The following is a 13,809-nucleotide window of genomic DNA, read 5'->3' as shown; positions in this document are numbered from 1 at the left end:
GCTTTATTCTCACAATATTGTTATATTATAACAATTATCATTTTACTACTGTATTGGTTTGATGTTTACCCGTCTACGTTACCCCCATTACCGAGCTCAAAGCATTGCATTATGTGCCATGCTGCTGATGCTATGGTTGAATGTCGCTTATGTAGATCATCACCTCGATACTAATCCTGCGCATCACGCGCAGCATCATTGCCAACTTTTTTCTGGCTTTCAAAATGGTCTAAGCAGTGCGCTGCCTATCCTTCCTGCCGTTAGTGGCTGCGAAATTCGATCATCAGTAGAGAAAACTCAGCGTCGCCCCTCAGTTCATTACGCTTATCTTGCTCGCTCACCTCCTCACTTTTAGACGTCTTATCTAGTTATTTATGATTTGTTACCCAAAGCCAAAGCGCTAAGGGCTATTTTGATGTTTAAAAGGAATCACCCAATGTTTATCCAACGTAAACTCGCTCTCTCTATCGGCCTAATTTTAAGCATGCCAGCACTGGCAAATGAAGAGTTTCGCCAACATGAGGCTCATGTACATGGCCACGTCGAGTTCAATATTGCTCAAGATGGGCAAGATTTACTGATTGAAATCACCGCCCCCGGCGCTGATGTAGTCGGCTTTGAACATGCACCACAAAATGATGAACAACAACAGCGCTTAAATAAAGTCCTTGAGCAGTTCAGCCACGCCGATGGCATTTTCCAACTGCCCGCTCCGGCCAAGTGTCATTTAGAAGAAAGTCGTATCGCGCATACGTTAAATGGTGAGCACCACGACCACGACCACGACCACGACCACGACCACGACCACGACCACGACCACGACCACGACCACGACCACGACCACGACCATCATGAAAAACATGATGATAAACATCAAGATAAAGATGCTCAACACGCACACCATGACCATAAAAAAGATGTGCATGATGAAGGCGAGCATAGTGGTCACGGTGAATTCACGATTCAGTACCAATATCACTGCGATAACATGCCGCAATTGCAGTACCTCGACACGCAATGGTTTAACTTGTTCCCAAATACCCAAACAATCTCTGCCAATGTACTGACAGACAAAGCACAATCTGCCTCTGAGTTGAAAACAAACAGCACTCGCATTACGTTTTAAGGCGTATAAGCAACAACCTAGAGTAAGCACACACTTACTCTAGGTTCATTGTCGTTAAAGGAATTCACAATGAGTGATTTGCATATTCTATCGCTGACGTCTGTCATTGAATTGAAAGAGGTCGAATTTCGTTGGCCGAATAGCTCACAACCAGCCTTATCTATCAAGGATCTTTGTGTAAAACGTGGAGAGCACCTTTTTATTAAAGGGCCAAGTGGTTGTGGCAAATCGACCTTGCTGAGCTTACTGACTGGGATCAACCAAGCACAACGAGGGGAGGTCTCTATTTTAGGCACCAACCTGTCGACGTTAACTTCCCGTCAACGGGATCGTTTTCGAGCCGATCACATTGGCTACATTTTCCAACAATTTAATTTATTGCCTTATCTCTCAGTGATTGAAAACGTTACGCTACCTTGCCATTTTTCCAGCACTCGCAAGCAGAATGTGGCAGGCGATCTGATTGAGAAAGCAAAACAGTTACTCACTCGCCTACATCTTGCATCTGAACTACTGACTAAACCGGTTATCGAACTGAGTATTGGCCAGCAGCAGCGTGTCGCGGCGGCGAGAGCACTGATTGGCGAACCCAAGCTGATCATCGCCGATGAGCCAACCTCGGCGCTGGATCACGACAATCGACTCGCGTTTATCGAACTGTTATTGGAAGAGGCGAATCGGGCAGGTTCAACACTGGTGTTTGTGAGCCACGATCCCACCTTAGAAGCTTTATTTGACCGCGCAGTTTACCTCCCTCAATTGAATCAGGCAGGAGTGACAGCATGAATGTAATTACCAATCTGGCGTGGAAAAGCGTACTTAACCGCAAAACCACAGCGCTACTCTCCATTCTGACGGTTGCCATTTCAGTCATTCTGTTAATGGGGGTTGAACGCATTCGAACTCAAGCCAAAGAGAGCTTTGCCAACACCATTTCAGGGACGGATCTAATCGTCGGTGGCCGCTCTGGACAAGTCAACTTGCTGCTCTATTCGGTATTTAGAATTGGTAATGCCACCAATAATATCGACTGGAAAAGCTACCAAGCCTTCAGTGAGCATCGCAGCGTCAAGTGGGCGATCCCCATTTCCTTGGGTGACTCACACCAAGGGTTTCGCGTTATGGGCACCAATCACCATTATTTCGAGCATTTCAAATATGGAAGTAAGCAACCACTCACCTTCTCTCAAGGCACTGAGTTTCATGGTTTATTTGAAACGGTATTGGGTTCAGATGTCGCCGAAACCTTAGGTTACCATATTGGCAGTGACATCATTATTGCGCATGGGATAAGCGATGTGGGTTTTAGCCGCCACGACAACCTCCCTTTCAAAGTAGTGGGCATTTTAGCGCCAACGGGAACGCCCGTAGACAAAACAGTGCATGTATCATTAGAAGCGATTGAAGCCATTCACGTGGGTTGGGAATCGGGTGCACATTTAGGCAATTCGCCATCCAAAGAGCAACTTGAACAACACAACTTCCAACCCAAGCAGATCACCGCCATGTTGATCGGTTTAAAATCGAGAATTCAAACCTTTGCACTACAACGTGAAATCAATAACTATCGCCAAGAACCTTTGAGCGCCATTATGCCCGGCGTCGCTCTGCAAGAACTGTGGGGTATGATGTCGATAGCAGAACAAGCTTTAATGGCGGTGTCGGTATTTGTGGTGGCGGCAGGGTTACTTGGTATGCTCAGCAGCTTACTGACAAGCTTGCAGGAAAGACGCCGTGAAATGGCGATTCTGCGCGCCATGGGCGCACAACCTAAACATATTTTTGCTCTGCTTATCAGCGAAGCGACGACGCTGACCTTCATTGGCATCTGCGTTGGATTAGCGGGGTTATATTCACTGCTCGCACTGGCGCAACCTTTTATTGCGCAGCATTATGGCATTCAAATCACACTCAGCACCTTAAGCGGCTATGAGTGGCAATTATTAGCTTATGTACAGCTGGCTGGCATTATTATTGGTGTTATCCCGGCTCTACGCGCCTATAGACAATCACTTAGCGATGGAATGACCATTCGAATTTAGGACTTAACGATGAAAAAACTACTGCTTATCAGCACGCTGCTGCTATCAAGCTTGTTACCGATGTACGCACAGAGTAATGAACAAGTACTGACGCTCGATTGGATCGATCTGATCCCGGAGAACGAACGTAACCAATTCAACGCCGATGGCATGCCAGCATTGAACCATGATGGCGAAATGACGGCTGCACAATCAAAAATCGGCGGGGTTAGAAAAGAGCTCAATGGCAGCGTGGTCAAAATACCCGGCTTTGTGATCCCACTGGAAGGTGACGCCAATAACGTTACTGAGTTTCTACTGGTGCCCTACTTTGGCGCATGCATTCACGTGCCGCCACCGCCACCAAATCAAATTATTTATGTGAAATATCCGCAAGGTGCTCCAATCCAGCAGCTCTGGGATGTAATTTATCTGATTGGGACACTGAAAACCGAAAGTGTTAGCCACGATCTGGCCGAAACAGCGTATGTGATCGAAGGCACTGCGATCGAAGAATACGACGACATGTAGTTAACAAAGTAGCAACCTATTGATTCATCTAAACTAAACGATATATTTAGATAAATACGCTAGCAAAGCGACATATATCAACAATAGTAAAGTAATCGATAGGTGCTTTTTCAGTCTATTTTCTTTCCAACACTTCATAAGCGCCCCATAAATTCCGATAACAATTTTAACAAGTTATTATCATTAGGGATAGCGCAAATTTATGATCTAGAACGAATGTTTTTCCTAGATGGAAAATGCGTTACACGTTACATTTTAATCCATGAATGAAATGGGTGATTGAAGCGGACATAAAATGGCAGATACCAACAACCCTGTAGTGATTGAACATCAAGCCAACTCAGGTCAAAGCCACGAAAAAAAATCGAGCTATATCAAAGACAGTGGTAGTCGCATTTTGAATATTGCTCAATATCACGGCTTAGATGCGCTGCTACAAACGGATCCGCCAGAAAAAACCTCGCTTGATCGCGCCTTATTTAGAGAACAGCAACGTAAAGAGCAGCGACAAAAAAACCTAGAGCAGATCGTCAAACTGGCGCATGTCTCTTGTAAAAATGAGACCGCGGGAGAGCCTGATCAAGATTGGTTACACCGTTTTTTCGATATGGCGCAAGACATCCACAACTCTTCGATGCAGCGACTTTGGGCGCAAGTGCTCAAACGCGAGGTGACCAACCCCGGTTCAACCTCAATGAAAGCACTGCAAGTATTACAAGACATGACACCGAAAGAGGCGCAGATACTCCAAAAAGCCTCAGCGTTAGCCTGCTGTTTTGGTAGCGATAACAGCCGCAAGCTGTTGGTTGGCATTCGTGCTACTAACGGCATTTTTAGTTTAGGAAAACGCATCAACACATTTGTCATCAATATGGGTAGTTTCCAATTACCCTATTCGAGCCTGTTGGTACTGATCGAGCTTGGCTTACTGCATGCCACTGAACTGGAATCTGGAGAAATTGAACTTGAACCGGCACTGCTGTTGACCTATCAAGGCAAGAATCTGTCACTGCAATCGATGAGTAAAGGGGTAAGGCTGCTCTATTACCGTTTCAGTCCCACTGGCAATGAGCTGTGTAAGCTACTGGGTAATAAACCGAATATGCAGTACTACGATCAGATGTTGGCGGTGCTTAGCCAGAAATTCACTGTCCACACCGAAGTTGCCAGCAGCTCTTTTCATCACGCCGTCTAGCCTCAAAAATAAAGGGCTCAAGCTGATGAGCCCTCTTCTACATTAGGCGATAATCGCTCGCACTTGCAGCGCTGTTAGGCAAATTTCCACCAGCTCATCAATGCTTTTTTCGCCAGCCGCAAGATCGATCTCAGGGCTTTGCGGCGACTCATACTCAGAGTCAATGCCCGTAAAATTACTGATTTCACCAGCGCGCGCTTTTTTATACAGCCCCTTCGGGTCGCGCTGCTCGCACACGTCCAACTTGGTATTGACAAACACTTCGATGAACTCACCTTGTGGCAGCATATCGCGCACTAATTGACGCTCAGCACGATGCGGTGAAATGAAGGCTGATAACACGATTAACCCAGCATCGGCCATCAGCTTCGCGAGTTCACCAATACGGCGAATATTTTCTCGCCGATCTTGCTCTGAGAACCCAAGGTCGCTGCACAAGCCGTGGCGTACATTATCCCCATCGAGTAAATAGGTGTGATACCCGAGTTGAGCTAAACGCTGTTCCAACGCACCAGCAATGGTTGATTTTCCCGCCCCTGACAACCCCGTAAACCACAATACTGCTGGCTGTTGTTGTTTTAAATTGGCGCGGAACGACTTATCCACCGTATGCTGATGCCAGACAACATTTTCATCTTTATTGGCCAAATTCGTACTCATTACTCAATCCTTTGTTGCCTCAAACTAGCCAATAGAGGGACGCTGTAAGCGGCAATCCCTCCCACCGAATCACCACAGTTAAGCCTTGAGTAACTGACGAAGATCTTTAGCTTCCCAGTGTGGGAAGTGCTTGCGGATCAAGGTATTCAATTCAACTTCAAACGCAGAATGGACACTTTGAGCATGAGCGATGTTTTGCAAACTATCTCGCACCAAGCCCGCCCCCACCGTCACATTCGTCAGGCGATCGATGATGATAAAACCACCAGTATTGGCACTGTCTAAGTATTTATCCAGCGCGATCGACTCTGTTAGCGACCATTCACACAAGCCAATGCCATTGAGCGGCAACTCTTCACTGTGATAAGTCGATAAATTATTAATATCGTACTGGTGACGTACTGCTTGCAACTGGCCGACGGTTTTCTTACCTGCAATTTTGATGTTGTATTCACGCCCGGCTTTGAGTGGTTGTTCTGTCATCCAGACCACATCGGCTAATAGATGGTTAGTTGATTCAACCTGCGCTCCTTGCAGCACAATAAGATCACCACGGCTGATGTCAATTTCATCGCTGAGCGTTAACGTCACCGCTTGGCCTGCTTGCGCTTGCGGCAAATCTCCATCGAAAGTAACAATACGTGCCACGGTGGATGTTTTTCCAGACGGAAGTGCAGTGATTGCATCTCCAACGCTGATACTGCCTGCTGCAATCGTGCCTGCAAAACCGCGAAAATCGAGATTCGGTCGGTTCACATACTGCACTGGAAAACGAAACTCACCGGCTCCTTTTTGCTGATCAACGTCCACTGTTTCAAGCAGCTCCAGCAGTGATGGGCCTTGATACCAACGCATATGTTGGCTTGCTTCGACCACGTTGTCCCCTTCCAGAGCAGAAAGCGGGATGATCTGAATATCAGTATCACCTTGCAGATGCTTTGAAAATTCCACGTAGTCTTGACGGATCTGCTCAAAACGATCTTGTGAGTAATCGACCAGATCCATCTTATTCACCGCCACCACAAAATGCTTCAAACCTAACAGATTAGCAATGAATGAGTGGCGACGCGTTTGATCCAAAATGCCTTTACGGGCATCGATCAAAATCACCGCGAGATCGCAAGTGGATGCGCCTGTCGCCATATTGCGCGTGTACTGCTCATGCCCCGGAGTATCGGCAATGATGAATTTGCGTTTTTGAGTAGAGAAATAGCGATACGCCACGTCAATGGTGATCCCTTGCTCACGTTCCGCTTGCAGGCCATCAACTAACAGAGCTAAATCGGGGCGCTCGCCCGTCGTGCCAACACGCTGGCTATCGGAATGGACGGCGGCCAGTTGATCTTCATAAATCTGTTTTGTGTCATGAAGCAAACGACCAATCAAGGTACTTTTTCCATCATCAACTGAGCCACAAGTCAGAAATCTCAGTAACGATTTGTGCTGGTGTTGCGTGAGATAAGCTTCAATACCGATCTCAGAAAGCTGAGCCTGAACTGCACTATTCATAATCTTTCCTTAGAGGCTTAGAAATAACCTTGGCGTTTTTTCAATTCCATCGATCCTGATTGATCGTGGTCGATCGCGCGGCCTTGTCGTTCACTGGAAGTGGCCACCAGCATCTCTTCAATGATGCCCGTTAGCGTATTGGCCTCTGATTCAATTGCGCCAGTAAGTGGATAACAACCTAACGTGCGAAAACGCACACTCTTGTGCTGAACTTCTTCTCCAGGTTGCAGCTTCATCCGCTCGTCATCAACCATGATCAGCATCCCATCGCGTTCGACAACTGGGCGAATGTCCGATAAATACAGCGGTACGATCTCGATGTTTTCCAAATAGATGTATTGCCAAATATCCAATTCAGTCCAGTTCGACAACGGGAAAACACGAATGCTCTCACCTTTATTGATTTGGCCGTTGTAGGTTTTCCATAGCTCCGGACGCTGGTTCTTCGGATCCCACGTGTGGTTCTTGTCACGAAAAGAATAAACACGCTCTTTCGCGCGTGATTTCTCTTCATCACGACGCGCACCACCAAAAGCGGCATCAAAACCATATTGGTTCAACGCTTGTTTTAAACCTTGGGTTTTCATGATGTCGGTATGCTTTGAAGAACCATGCTCAAAAGGGCTGATCCCCATCGCGATCCCTTCTGGGTTTTTGTGTACCAAAAGCTCAAAACCATACTTGTGCGCCATACGATCACGAAATTCGATCATTTCACGAAATTTCCAATCGGTGTCCACATGCAGTAGTGGGAAGGGAATTTTCCCCGGATAAAAAGCCTTGCGCGCTAAATGCAGCATCACCGAAGAGTCTTTACCAATCGAATACATCATTACTGGGTTATCAAATTCAGCGGCCACTTCACGTAAAATATGAATACTTTCGGCTTCGAGCTGTTGTAAATGGGTTAAGCGTTGTTGATCCATCTGCATGCTTCCTTTTCGCTCGCATTGCGAGCCTTGTGCAATGAGAAATTGGTTTGAGTATTGAGTTGGAAATAACTGACTTGCCTTGCAATCAGGCGTAATTCACTTGGTTTTGCTGCGCGGGTTGTTCACCAAACCAATGCAGTTTTTCCGACAGCGCCACCACTTCGCCCACCACAATCAAGGCCGGAGCCTGCGCCCGCGCCGCCAGTTGTGATAAGTCAGTGAGCTGCCCTTTGAAGACTTTTTGCGAACGCTGAGTACCGCGTTCAATAATCGCGATTGGTGTGTTGGCTTGGCGTCCATGTTCAATCAACTGCTGCTGGATATAACTCGACTTCATCAAGCCCATGTAAATGACTAAGGTTTGATTACCACGTGCCAGTGTTGACCAATCCATGTCATCGTTTTCCGCTTTAAGGTGACCGGTGACAAACAGAGCGGATTGCGCATAATCACGATGAGTCAGTGGAATTCCCGCATAGGCCGTTGCGCCTGCCGCCGCTGTAATACCGGGGATCACCTGAAATTTCACCCCCGCATCAAACAGCACTTCCAACTCTTCACCACCGCGGCCAAACATAAACGGATCGCCGCCTTTAATACGCACGACTTTGTAACCTTGCTGCGCAAAATCGATCAGCAATTGATTGGTTTTTTCTTGAGGAACACTGTGGTGTCCAGCGCGCTTACCCACGCAGACTAAGATGGTATCGCTCGGCACCAGCGCCATAATTTCATCAGACACTAGGTAGTCATACAACACCACGTCGGCTTGTTGTAGAAAGCTCAACGCTTTGAGCGTCAGCAGTTCTGGGTCGCCTGGCCCGGCACCGATCAATGCCACTTCGCCGCTGGCCAGTTGACTTTTGACGTACGATGGAGCGCTACTTGCCAAAGCATCATTGTTGACCGCAACTAAGCGCGGCCCTTTGATTGGCAACTGAGAAATGGTTTCCGTCGTACTCATTGTTGTTATCCATAACTTAATTCATGGATGCATTATGGCTGGCTCTTCATATTACCTGAAATTCTAAAATTTCATTTTTTATATCAAAAGCTGATAAGGGAATGGATAATTCCGAATAAGAAGTGATTATCTCTCTGATTAAAAGCCAATCAATGATGAGATCTTGTCGACAGAATGCCGGTGAGTTAACGCGTAACATCACAAATTGATATTCATTGAAATCATCGTTTCATAAGATTTTGTTACATTAGACGAGTTATTTGTTCCCTACCCCTAACTGGAGTACACAATGAAAGTGGCAGTGAAACCTCTCTCCATCGCGATTTTGAGCGGTATGTTAGCAATGGCTGGCCCAGCAATGGCGGACACCATTAAACTGCGTATCGTCGAAACGACCGATATTCACACCAATGTGATGGATTACGATTACTACAAAGACAAGCCATCGAACCAGATTGGTTTATCCCGTGCAGCGACGTTAGTGAAGCAAGCGCGCAGCGAAGTCGAAAACAGCATTTTGGTCGATAACGGTGATTTACTCCAAGGTAGCCCAATGGGTGACTATATGGCCGCCAAAGGCATCAAGGTTGGTGAGGTTCACCCAGTTTACAAAGCGATGAATCAGCTCGGCTACGATGTGGGTAACATTGGTAATCATGAATTTAACTACGGTTTGTCCTTTTTAAAGGAGAGTATTAACGACGCCGCATTCCCGTATGTCAATGCCAACGTCTATGACCAACAAACGGGCAAACACCTCTTCAATCCCTATCTCATTAAAACGCACACGTTCAAAGATACCGATGGCAAAGAGCACCAAATTAAAGTGGGTTACATTGGTTTTGTCCCACCACAAATCATGGTGTGGGATAAGAAAAACCTTGATGGCAAAGTGTTTGCCAAAGACATCAAACAAACAGCCGAGGAGCTGATCCCGCAGATGAAAAAAGAGGGTGCCGATGTGATCGTGGCAATCCCGCACTCTGGTGTCTCAGCTAACCCATATTCCGTTGGTGCAGAAAACTCGGTTTACTACCTCACCCAAGTAGAAGGCATTGACGCGATTGCTTTTGGTCACTCTCACGCGGTATTCCCTAGCCAAGATTTTGCCAAACTGCCAGGAGCAGATGTAACTAAAGGCACCATTAATGGCGTAACCGCTGTCATGCCAGGGCGCTGGGGTAGCCATGTTGGTGTGATGGATCTGACTTTGCAAAGCAAAGATGGCCAATGGTCAGTCGTGAATGGTCAATCCCAAGCTCGCCCAATCTTCGATAAAGCCAATAAGAAATCACTGGCAGCAGCCGATACAGGCATAGTGAAAGCCTTAGAGTCGGACCATAAAGGCACGCGAGATTTCGTGAATCAACCGATTGGCCAAGCGAATGATGTGATGTACAGCTTTTTAGCCTTGGTACAAGATGACCCAACCGTGCAAATCGTTAACCTTGCACAAAAAGATTATGTGGAACGCTTTATTCAAGGCGACCCTGATCTTGATGGTTTGCCGGTGTTATCGGCCGCGGCACCTTTTAAAGTCGGTGGCCGTAAAGATGATCCTGCCGGTTTCACTGAAGTCGAAGCTGGCCAACTGACATTTCGTAACGCAGCGGATCTCTATCTTTACCCTAATACATTAGTCGCGCTGAAAATGACGGGTAAAGAAGTGAAGGAATGGTTGGAATGCAGTGCGGGGCAGTTTAATCAGATTGATCCGCACAGCACTCAACCACAATCCTTGATCAATTGGGCTGATTTCCGCACGTATAACTTTGATGTGATGGATGGGGTGAATTACCAAATCGATGTGACTCAACCCGCCAAATACGATGGTGATTGTAAAGTGGCGCATAAAGATGCTGAGCGCATTGTAGGCTTAACTTATCAAGGTAAACCTATCGATGTAAAACAGACCTTTATTGTCGCCACCAATAACTACCGCGCTTATAGTAATAAATTTGCAGGCACGGGCGCACAATTTGTTGCCTTTGACTCACCCGACGAAAACCGCACGGCCGTCGCCAACTACATTTCGCGCGTGAGTAAAGAAAAAGGTCAAGTTACGCCAAGTGCTGATAACAACTGGTCGTTTGCTCCGATTAAAACCAATACCGCGTTAGATATTCGTTTTGAAACCTCTCCAAGCGAGAAAGCAGCACAGTTCATCAAAGAGAAAGGCCAATACCCAATGACTTTGGTGGAAAACGATGAGGTTGGTTTTGCGGTTTACAAGATTGACCTTACCCAATAAACCCCCACTCAAATCGATTGAAAGAGGCCTATGAGTTAAGGCGCTTTCACCCCACAAACGCAGCCTTTCGCTGCGTTTTTTATTTCCCGCTCGACAACCCTAACTCTGATCTTGATGGTTCTTGACTATCCACGCTTCATTTAAGGCTCGTTACAACCTCTGTTTAATTTTCAAACATTAGTTTGATTAAATTTAATTATAAAAAATCATCAAATATGCAATTTTTCTATTCTTTGGCAGGTCTTTGTCCTCGTAATGAGAATAAAAGCGCAATCAGCGCCTTATTCTATACTTGATCATAATTTGCTAAGGAGGAAGTGTGGGGCTTGCTATCGACATTCAAACCTTTCTAACAGCCGAAAGTCATTCACTGACTTTACTATTCATCGGCGTAATTTTGCTTTCCTATTTGTTAGAGGATGTCGCTATTGTCACCGCCGCCACACTGGCTTTGCAAAATCTCATGCCCCCGGCTTGGCGTTGTTGGCTATTTTTGTCGGCATTGTCAGTGGCGATCTCGGTTTGTATTACTTAGGCCAAGTGGCACAACGCGTTCGTCCGCTTCGTTATCAAGCGCTGACCAATAAACATTTTCGAACCGTCCGTCGCAAACTGCACCATCATACTTTTTTAAATCTGTTTATTATTCGCTTTGTCCCCGGCCTAAGAACGGTGGGCTTTACTTTGAGCGGCTTTTTTTCTATTCCGTTGGCGCTATTTCTGTGCTCCGTACTGACGGCCACAGCACTGTGGACACTGATCGTTTTTTCAACGCTTTATTACCTAGGGAGTCAGGTTTGGCAACAGTCCTCTCCTTATCAATGGATCATTATTCCTATCGCGGTTGGGCTATTAATGCTCACCAATCGTCTTCTCAACAAATCATTTTCTAAAGGATTGTCATGAACGCCAAATTAGAAATGCCTTGCATTGCACATGGCAAAATCAACGCGGGTATGCCGCTTTTAGAGCAAGACACCAAACGCAGCATTTCTCCTTATGAATTTCTGCCCAGTTGGTTTTTCTACACTCCGGTGGTGATTCAAAGCCTGCTGCAAGGGCTGCGTTATGGCAACTGGGGCTTACCCTTAATTGCAAACCCTGGCATCAAGCTCAGCGGCATGGTTGGAGAGTCAAAACACGACATTCTTAATCTAGCCGGCGAATACGCTCAGCAGTGGATATCGCCCTTTATCACCCGAACGAAAAGCCATCAAACCGCTCAGCAGCAAACAGCACAGGCTCTGTCTGCAATGCAACAAGCATCGTTGGATTTCCCTCTTGTCGCTAAACCAGATTTAGGCTGCCGCGGCGTAGGCGTCAAACTGCTGCAAAATGAACAGCAACTGAGTGACTACATCCAATCATTCCCGATTAACGCCCGTTTTTTACTGCAACAAAAAGCGCCGTATCAGGCTGAAGCTGGCGTATTTTATGTGCGCTATCCCGGTGAGGCTCAAGGCAACATTATTTCCATCACACTTAAGTATGCCCCGTTTGTCACTGGGGATGGCATTCACACTTTAAAGCAGTTAATTGAACGCTGCCCACGCGCAGGGCAACTCCCTCACCTCTATTTTCCTCGCCACCTTGAGAAGCTCGATCAGGTTCTTGAAGCAGGGCAGGAGTTTCAACTCGCCTTTGCGGGCAGCCATAGTCGCGGATCGATTTTCCGCAATGGTAACCGTTACATTACTCGCGCTCTCACCAACAAGTTAGATGAGATTTTTAACAACGTTGACGGGTTTCATTATGGGCGGCTCGATATCAAGTTTGCCAATATTCACCAATTGATGGCTGGAGAACAGTTCACGATTTTGGAAATCAATGGCGCAAGCAGTGAAGCCGCTCATATTTGGGATAGAGAAACACCGCTGCGTGAGATCTTCTCAACCTTACTCAGACAGTACCGAATCTTATTCGACATTGGCGCGCAGCAGCGAAAGTTAGGCCATCAAACACCCAAAATGGCTGAACTGCTGAACGCTTGGCGCAAAGAAAAGGCCTTAACCGAACACTACCCAAGCACGGATTAACTTTATCCATAAGAACAATCATAGGGATAGAAATATGTTTGCAATCACCACAAGTTCACAACAAAGCGCATCGCAGCCTAATCATGCCCCCGTGATCCAAGGCGGCATTGAAACACTGGAACAAGCACACCAGTTTCTCGAACAGTTAGAAGATAGGCACTACACCCACTTAGCCACGCCAATTGTCGCCAGTTCAGTGGGGCAACATTTTCGTCATTGGTTGGATCTGTTTCATGCGCTGGCTAACTCAACTAGCACTATTGATTACAACCAACGCCGTCGGGGCCACCTCGTTGAGACGTCCCGCGCTGCGGCCTTGGCCGAAATTGAGTATTTAATTCAATGGTTAACGCAGTGCTCGGCCTCACTCCAAAAATCCGTTACGGTACTTGTTGAAACCTCATTGCAGGAAACGCAAGTGTGCTCTTTATCATCAACATGGGAGCGAGAGTTAAGCTTCGCCACTTTGCATGCACAGCACCATTTTGCGATGGCTAAAGTGGTTGCTCATTTGCTGCATGTAGAAACTGATGCCGCTTTCGGCTTAGCGCCAGCCACGGCCTCCTTCATTCGGGGGCAATAAC

At 46.6% G+C, this 13,809-nt stretch carries 13 protein-coding genes and 1 pseudogene; 10 read left to right on the top strand and 4 right to left on the bottom strand.

What is annotated here, in order from left to right:
• The first annotated feature begins 61 nt into the window (after nucleotides 1-61).
• The 6 genes from AACU59_RS15145 to AACU59_RS15120 all read left to right on the top strand — a co-directional run bounded on the left by AACU59_RS15145 (nucleotide 62) and on the right by AACU59_RS15120 (nucleotide 4,873).
• Nucleotides 62-355, top strand: coding sequence for a DUF2607 family protein (locus AACU59_RS15145; RefSeq protein WP_094144738.1), 294 nt, complete (start codon nucleotides 62-64; stop codon nucleotides 353-355).
• A gap of 81 nt (nucleotides 356-436) precedes the next feature.
• Nucleotides 437-1,126 (top strand): zinc uptake protein ZrgA, encoded by a 690-nt coding sequence (zrgA, locus tag AACU59_RS15140; protein WP_176428512.1) that lies wholly within the window; start codon nucleotides 437-439, stop codon nucleotides 1,124-1,126.
• Nucleotides 1,127-1,195: 69 nt separating this feature from the next.
• Nucleotides 1,196-1,912 carry an ABC transporter ATP-binding protein gene (locus AACU59_RS15135; RefSeq protein ID WP_094144739.1) on the top strand — a complete coding sequence of 239 codons (717 nt, stop codon included), beginning with the start codon at nucleotides 1,196-1,198 and terminating at the stop codon, nucleotides 1,910-1,912.
• Nucleotides 1,909-3,168 (top strand): ABC transporter permease, encoded by a 1,260-nt coding sequence (locus AACU59_RS15130; protein ID WP_017046979.1) that lies wholly within the window; start codon nucleotides 1,909-1,911, stop codon nucleotides 3,166-3,168. Before AACU59_RS15135 ends, AACU59_RS15130 begins: the two co-directional genes overlap by 4 nt.
• A gap of 9 nt (nucleotides 3,169-3,177) precedes the next feature.
• Nucleotides 3,178-3,678, top strand: a complete 501-nt coding sequence (locus tag AACU59_RS15125) for a DUF3299 domain-containing protein (RefSeq protein ID WP_094144740.1) — start codon at nucleotides 3,178-3,180, stop codon at nucleotides 3,676-3,678.
• 295 nt (nucleotides 3,679-3,973) lie between these two features.
• A complete protein-coding gene (locus tag AACU59_RS15120; RefSeq protein ID WP_017049183.1) occupies nucleotides 3,974-4,873 on the top strand; it encodes a TIGR03899 family protein in 900 nt (299 codons plus the stop codon).
• Nucleotides 4,874-4,915: 42 nt separating this feature from the next.
• Here the strand turns inward: AACU59_RS15120 and cysC are convergent, their stop codons facing one another.
• The 4 genes from cysC to cobA form a co-directional block, all read right to left on the bottom strand.
• Nucleotides 4,916-5,533: an adenylyl-sulfate kinase gene (gene cysC / locus AACU59_RS15115; protein WP_013855944.1), complete on the bottom strand. Its 618-nt coding sequence runs from the start codon at nucleotides 5,531-5,533 to the stop codon at nucleotides 4,916-4,918.
• Between the two features lie 78 nt (nucleotides 5,534-5,611).
• On the bottom strand, nucleotides 5,612-7,042 hold the full coding sequence (gene cysN, locus AACU59_RS15110; RefSeq protein ID WP_094144741.1) for a sulfate adenylyltransferase subunit CysN: 1,431 nt from the start codon (nucleotides 7,040-7,042) through the stop codon (nucleotides 5,612-5,614).
• Nucleotides 7,043-7,059: 17 nt separating this feature from the next.
• Nucleotides 7,060-7,968 (bottom strand): sulfate adenylyltransferase subunit CysD, encoded by a 909-nt coding sequence (gene cysD / locus AACU59_RS15105; protein ID WP_026029179.1) that lies wholly within the window; start codon nucleotides 7,966-7,968, stop codon nucleotides 7,060-7,062.
• A gap of 91 nt (nucleotides 7,969-8,059) precedes the next feature.
• Nucleotides 8,060-8,938: a uroporphyrinogen-III C-methyltransferase gene (cobA, locus tag AACU59_RS15100; protein ID WP_094144742.1), complete on the bottom strand. Its 879-nt coding sequence runs from the start codon at nucleotides 8,936-8,938 to the stop codon at nucleotides 8,060-8,062.
• Nucleotides 8,939-9,227: 289 nt separating this feature from the next.
• Here cobA and cpdB point away from each other — a divergent pair, with 289 nt between their 5' ends.
• The 4 genes and pseudogenes from cpdB (at nucleotide 9,228) to AACU59_RS15080 (ending at nucleotide 13,808) form a co-directional block, all read left to right on the top strand.
• Entirely contained in the window at nucleotides 9,228-11,189 is a 1,962-nt protein-coding gene (gene cpdB, locus AACU59_RS15095; protein ID WP_017049186.1) for a 2',3'-cyclic-nucleotide 2'-phosphodiesterase, read from the top strand.
• Between the two features lie 319 nt (nucleotides 11,190-11,508).
• Nucleotides 11,509-12,095: pseudogene (locus AACU59_RS15090) on the top strand (DedA family protein).
• On the top strand, nucleotides 12,092-13,225 hold the full coding sequence (locus tag AACU59_RS15085) for a D-alanine--D-alanine ligase (protein ID WP_094145495.1): 1,134 nt from the start codon (nucleotides 12,092-12,094) through the stop codon (nucleotides 13,223-13,225). The pseudogene AACU59_RS15090 and the gene AACU59_RS15085 overlap by 4 nt, the downstream one beginning before the upstream one ends.
• A 34-nt stretch (nucleotides 13,226-13,259) precedes the next feature.
• The gene (locus tag AACU59_RS15080; RefSeq protein ID WP_013855937.1) at nucleotides 13,260-13,808 is read left to right on the top strand and encodes a hypothetical protein; all 549 of its coding nucleotides are present in this window, start codon (nucleotides 13,260-13,262) and stop codon (nucleotides 13,806-13,808) included.
• Nucleotide 13,809 lies beyond the last annotated feature (1 nt).

It is taken from the genome of Vibrio sp. V23_P3S9T160, from assembly GCF_963886625.1.
Taxonomy (GTDB): domain Bacteria; phylum Pseudomonadota; class Gammaproteobacteria; order Enterobacterales; family Vibrionaceae; genus Vibrio; species Vibrio anguillarum.
The sequence above is the reverse complement of the archived record's forward strand: the minus strand, read 5'-3'. Positions and strand labels throughout refer to the sequence as shown.

Coding starts and splice junctions, on each gene's coding strand:
- AACU59_RS15145 (WP_094144738.1), top strand. CDS start 62: ATGTTTACCCGTCTACGTTACCCCCATTACCGAGCTCAAAGCATTGCA.
- zrgA (WP_176428512.1), top strand. CDS start 437: ATGTTTATCCAACGTAAACTCGCTCTCTCTATCGGCCTAATTTTAAGC.
- AACU59_RS15135 (WP_094144739.1), top strand. CDS start 1,196: ATGAGTGATTTGCATATTCTATCGCTGACGTCTGTCATTGAATTGAAA.
- AACU59_RS15130 (WP_017046979.1), top strand. CDS start 1,909: ATGAATGTAATTACCAATCTGGCGTGGAAAAGCGTACTTAACCGCAAA.
- AACU59_RS15125 (WP_094144740.1), top strand. CDS start 3,178: ATGAAAAAACTACTGCTTATCAGCACGCTGCTGCTATCAAGCTTGTTA.
- AACU59_RS15120 (WP_017049183.1), top strand. CDS start 3,974: ATGGCAGATACCAACAACCCTGTAGTGATTGAACATCAAGCCAACTCA.
- cysC (WP_013855944.1), bottom strand. CDS start 5,533: ATGAGTACGAATTTGGCCAATAAAGATGAAAATGTTGTCTGGCATCAG.
- cysN (WP_094144741.1), bottom strand. CDS start 7,042: ATGAATAGTGCAGTTCAGGCTCAGCTTTCTGAGATCGGTATTGAAGCT.
- cysD (WP_026029179.1), bottom strand. CDS start 7,968: ATGGATCAACAACGCTTAACCCATTTACAACAGCTCGAAGCCGAAAGT.
- cobA (WP_094144742.1), bottom strand. CDS start 8,938: ATGAGTACGACGGAAACCATTTCTCAGTTGCCAATCAAAGGGCCGCGC.
- cpdB (WP_017049186.1), top strand. CDS start 9,228: ATGAAAGTGGCAGTGAAACCTCTCTCCATCGCGATTTTGAGCGGTATG.
- AACU59_RS15085 (WP_094145495.1), top strand. CDS start 12,092: ATGAACGCCAAATTAGAAATGCCTTGCATTGCACATGGCAAAATCAAC.
- AACU59_RS15080 (WP_013855937.1), top strand. CDS start 13,260: ATGTTTGCAATCACCACAAGTTCACAACAAAGCGCATCGCAGCCTAAT.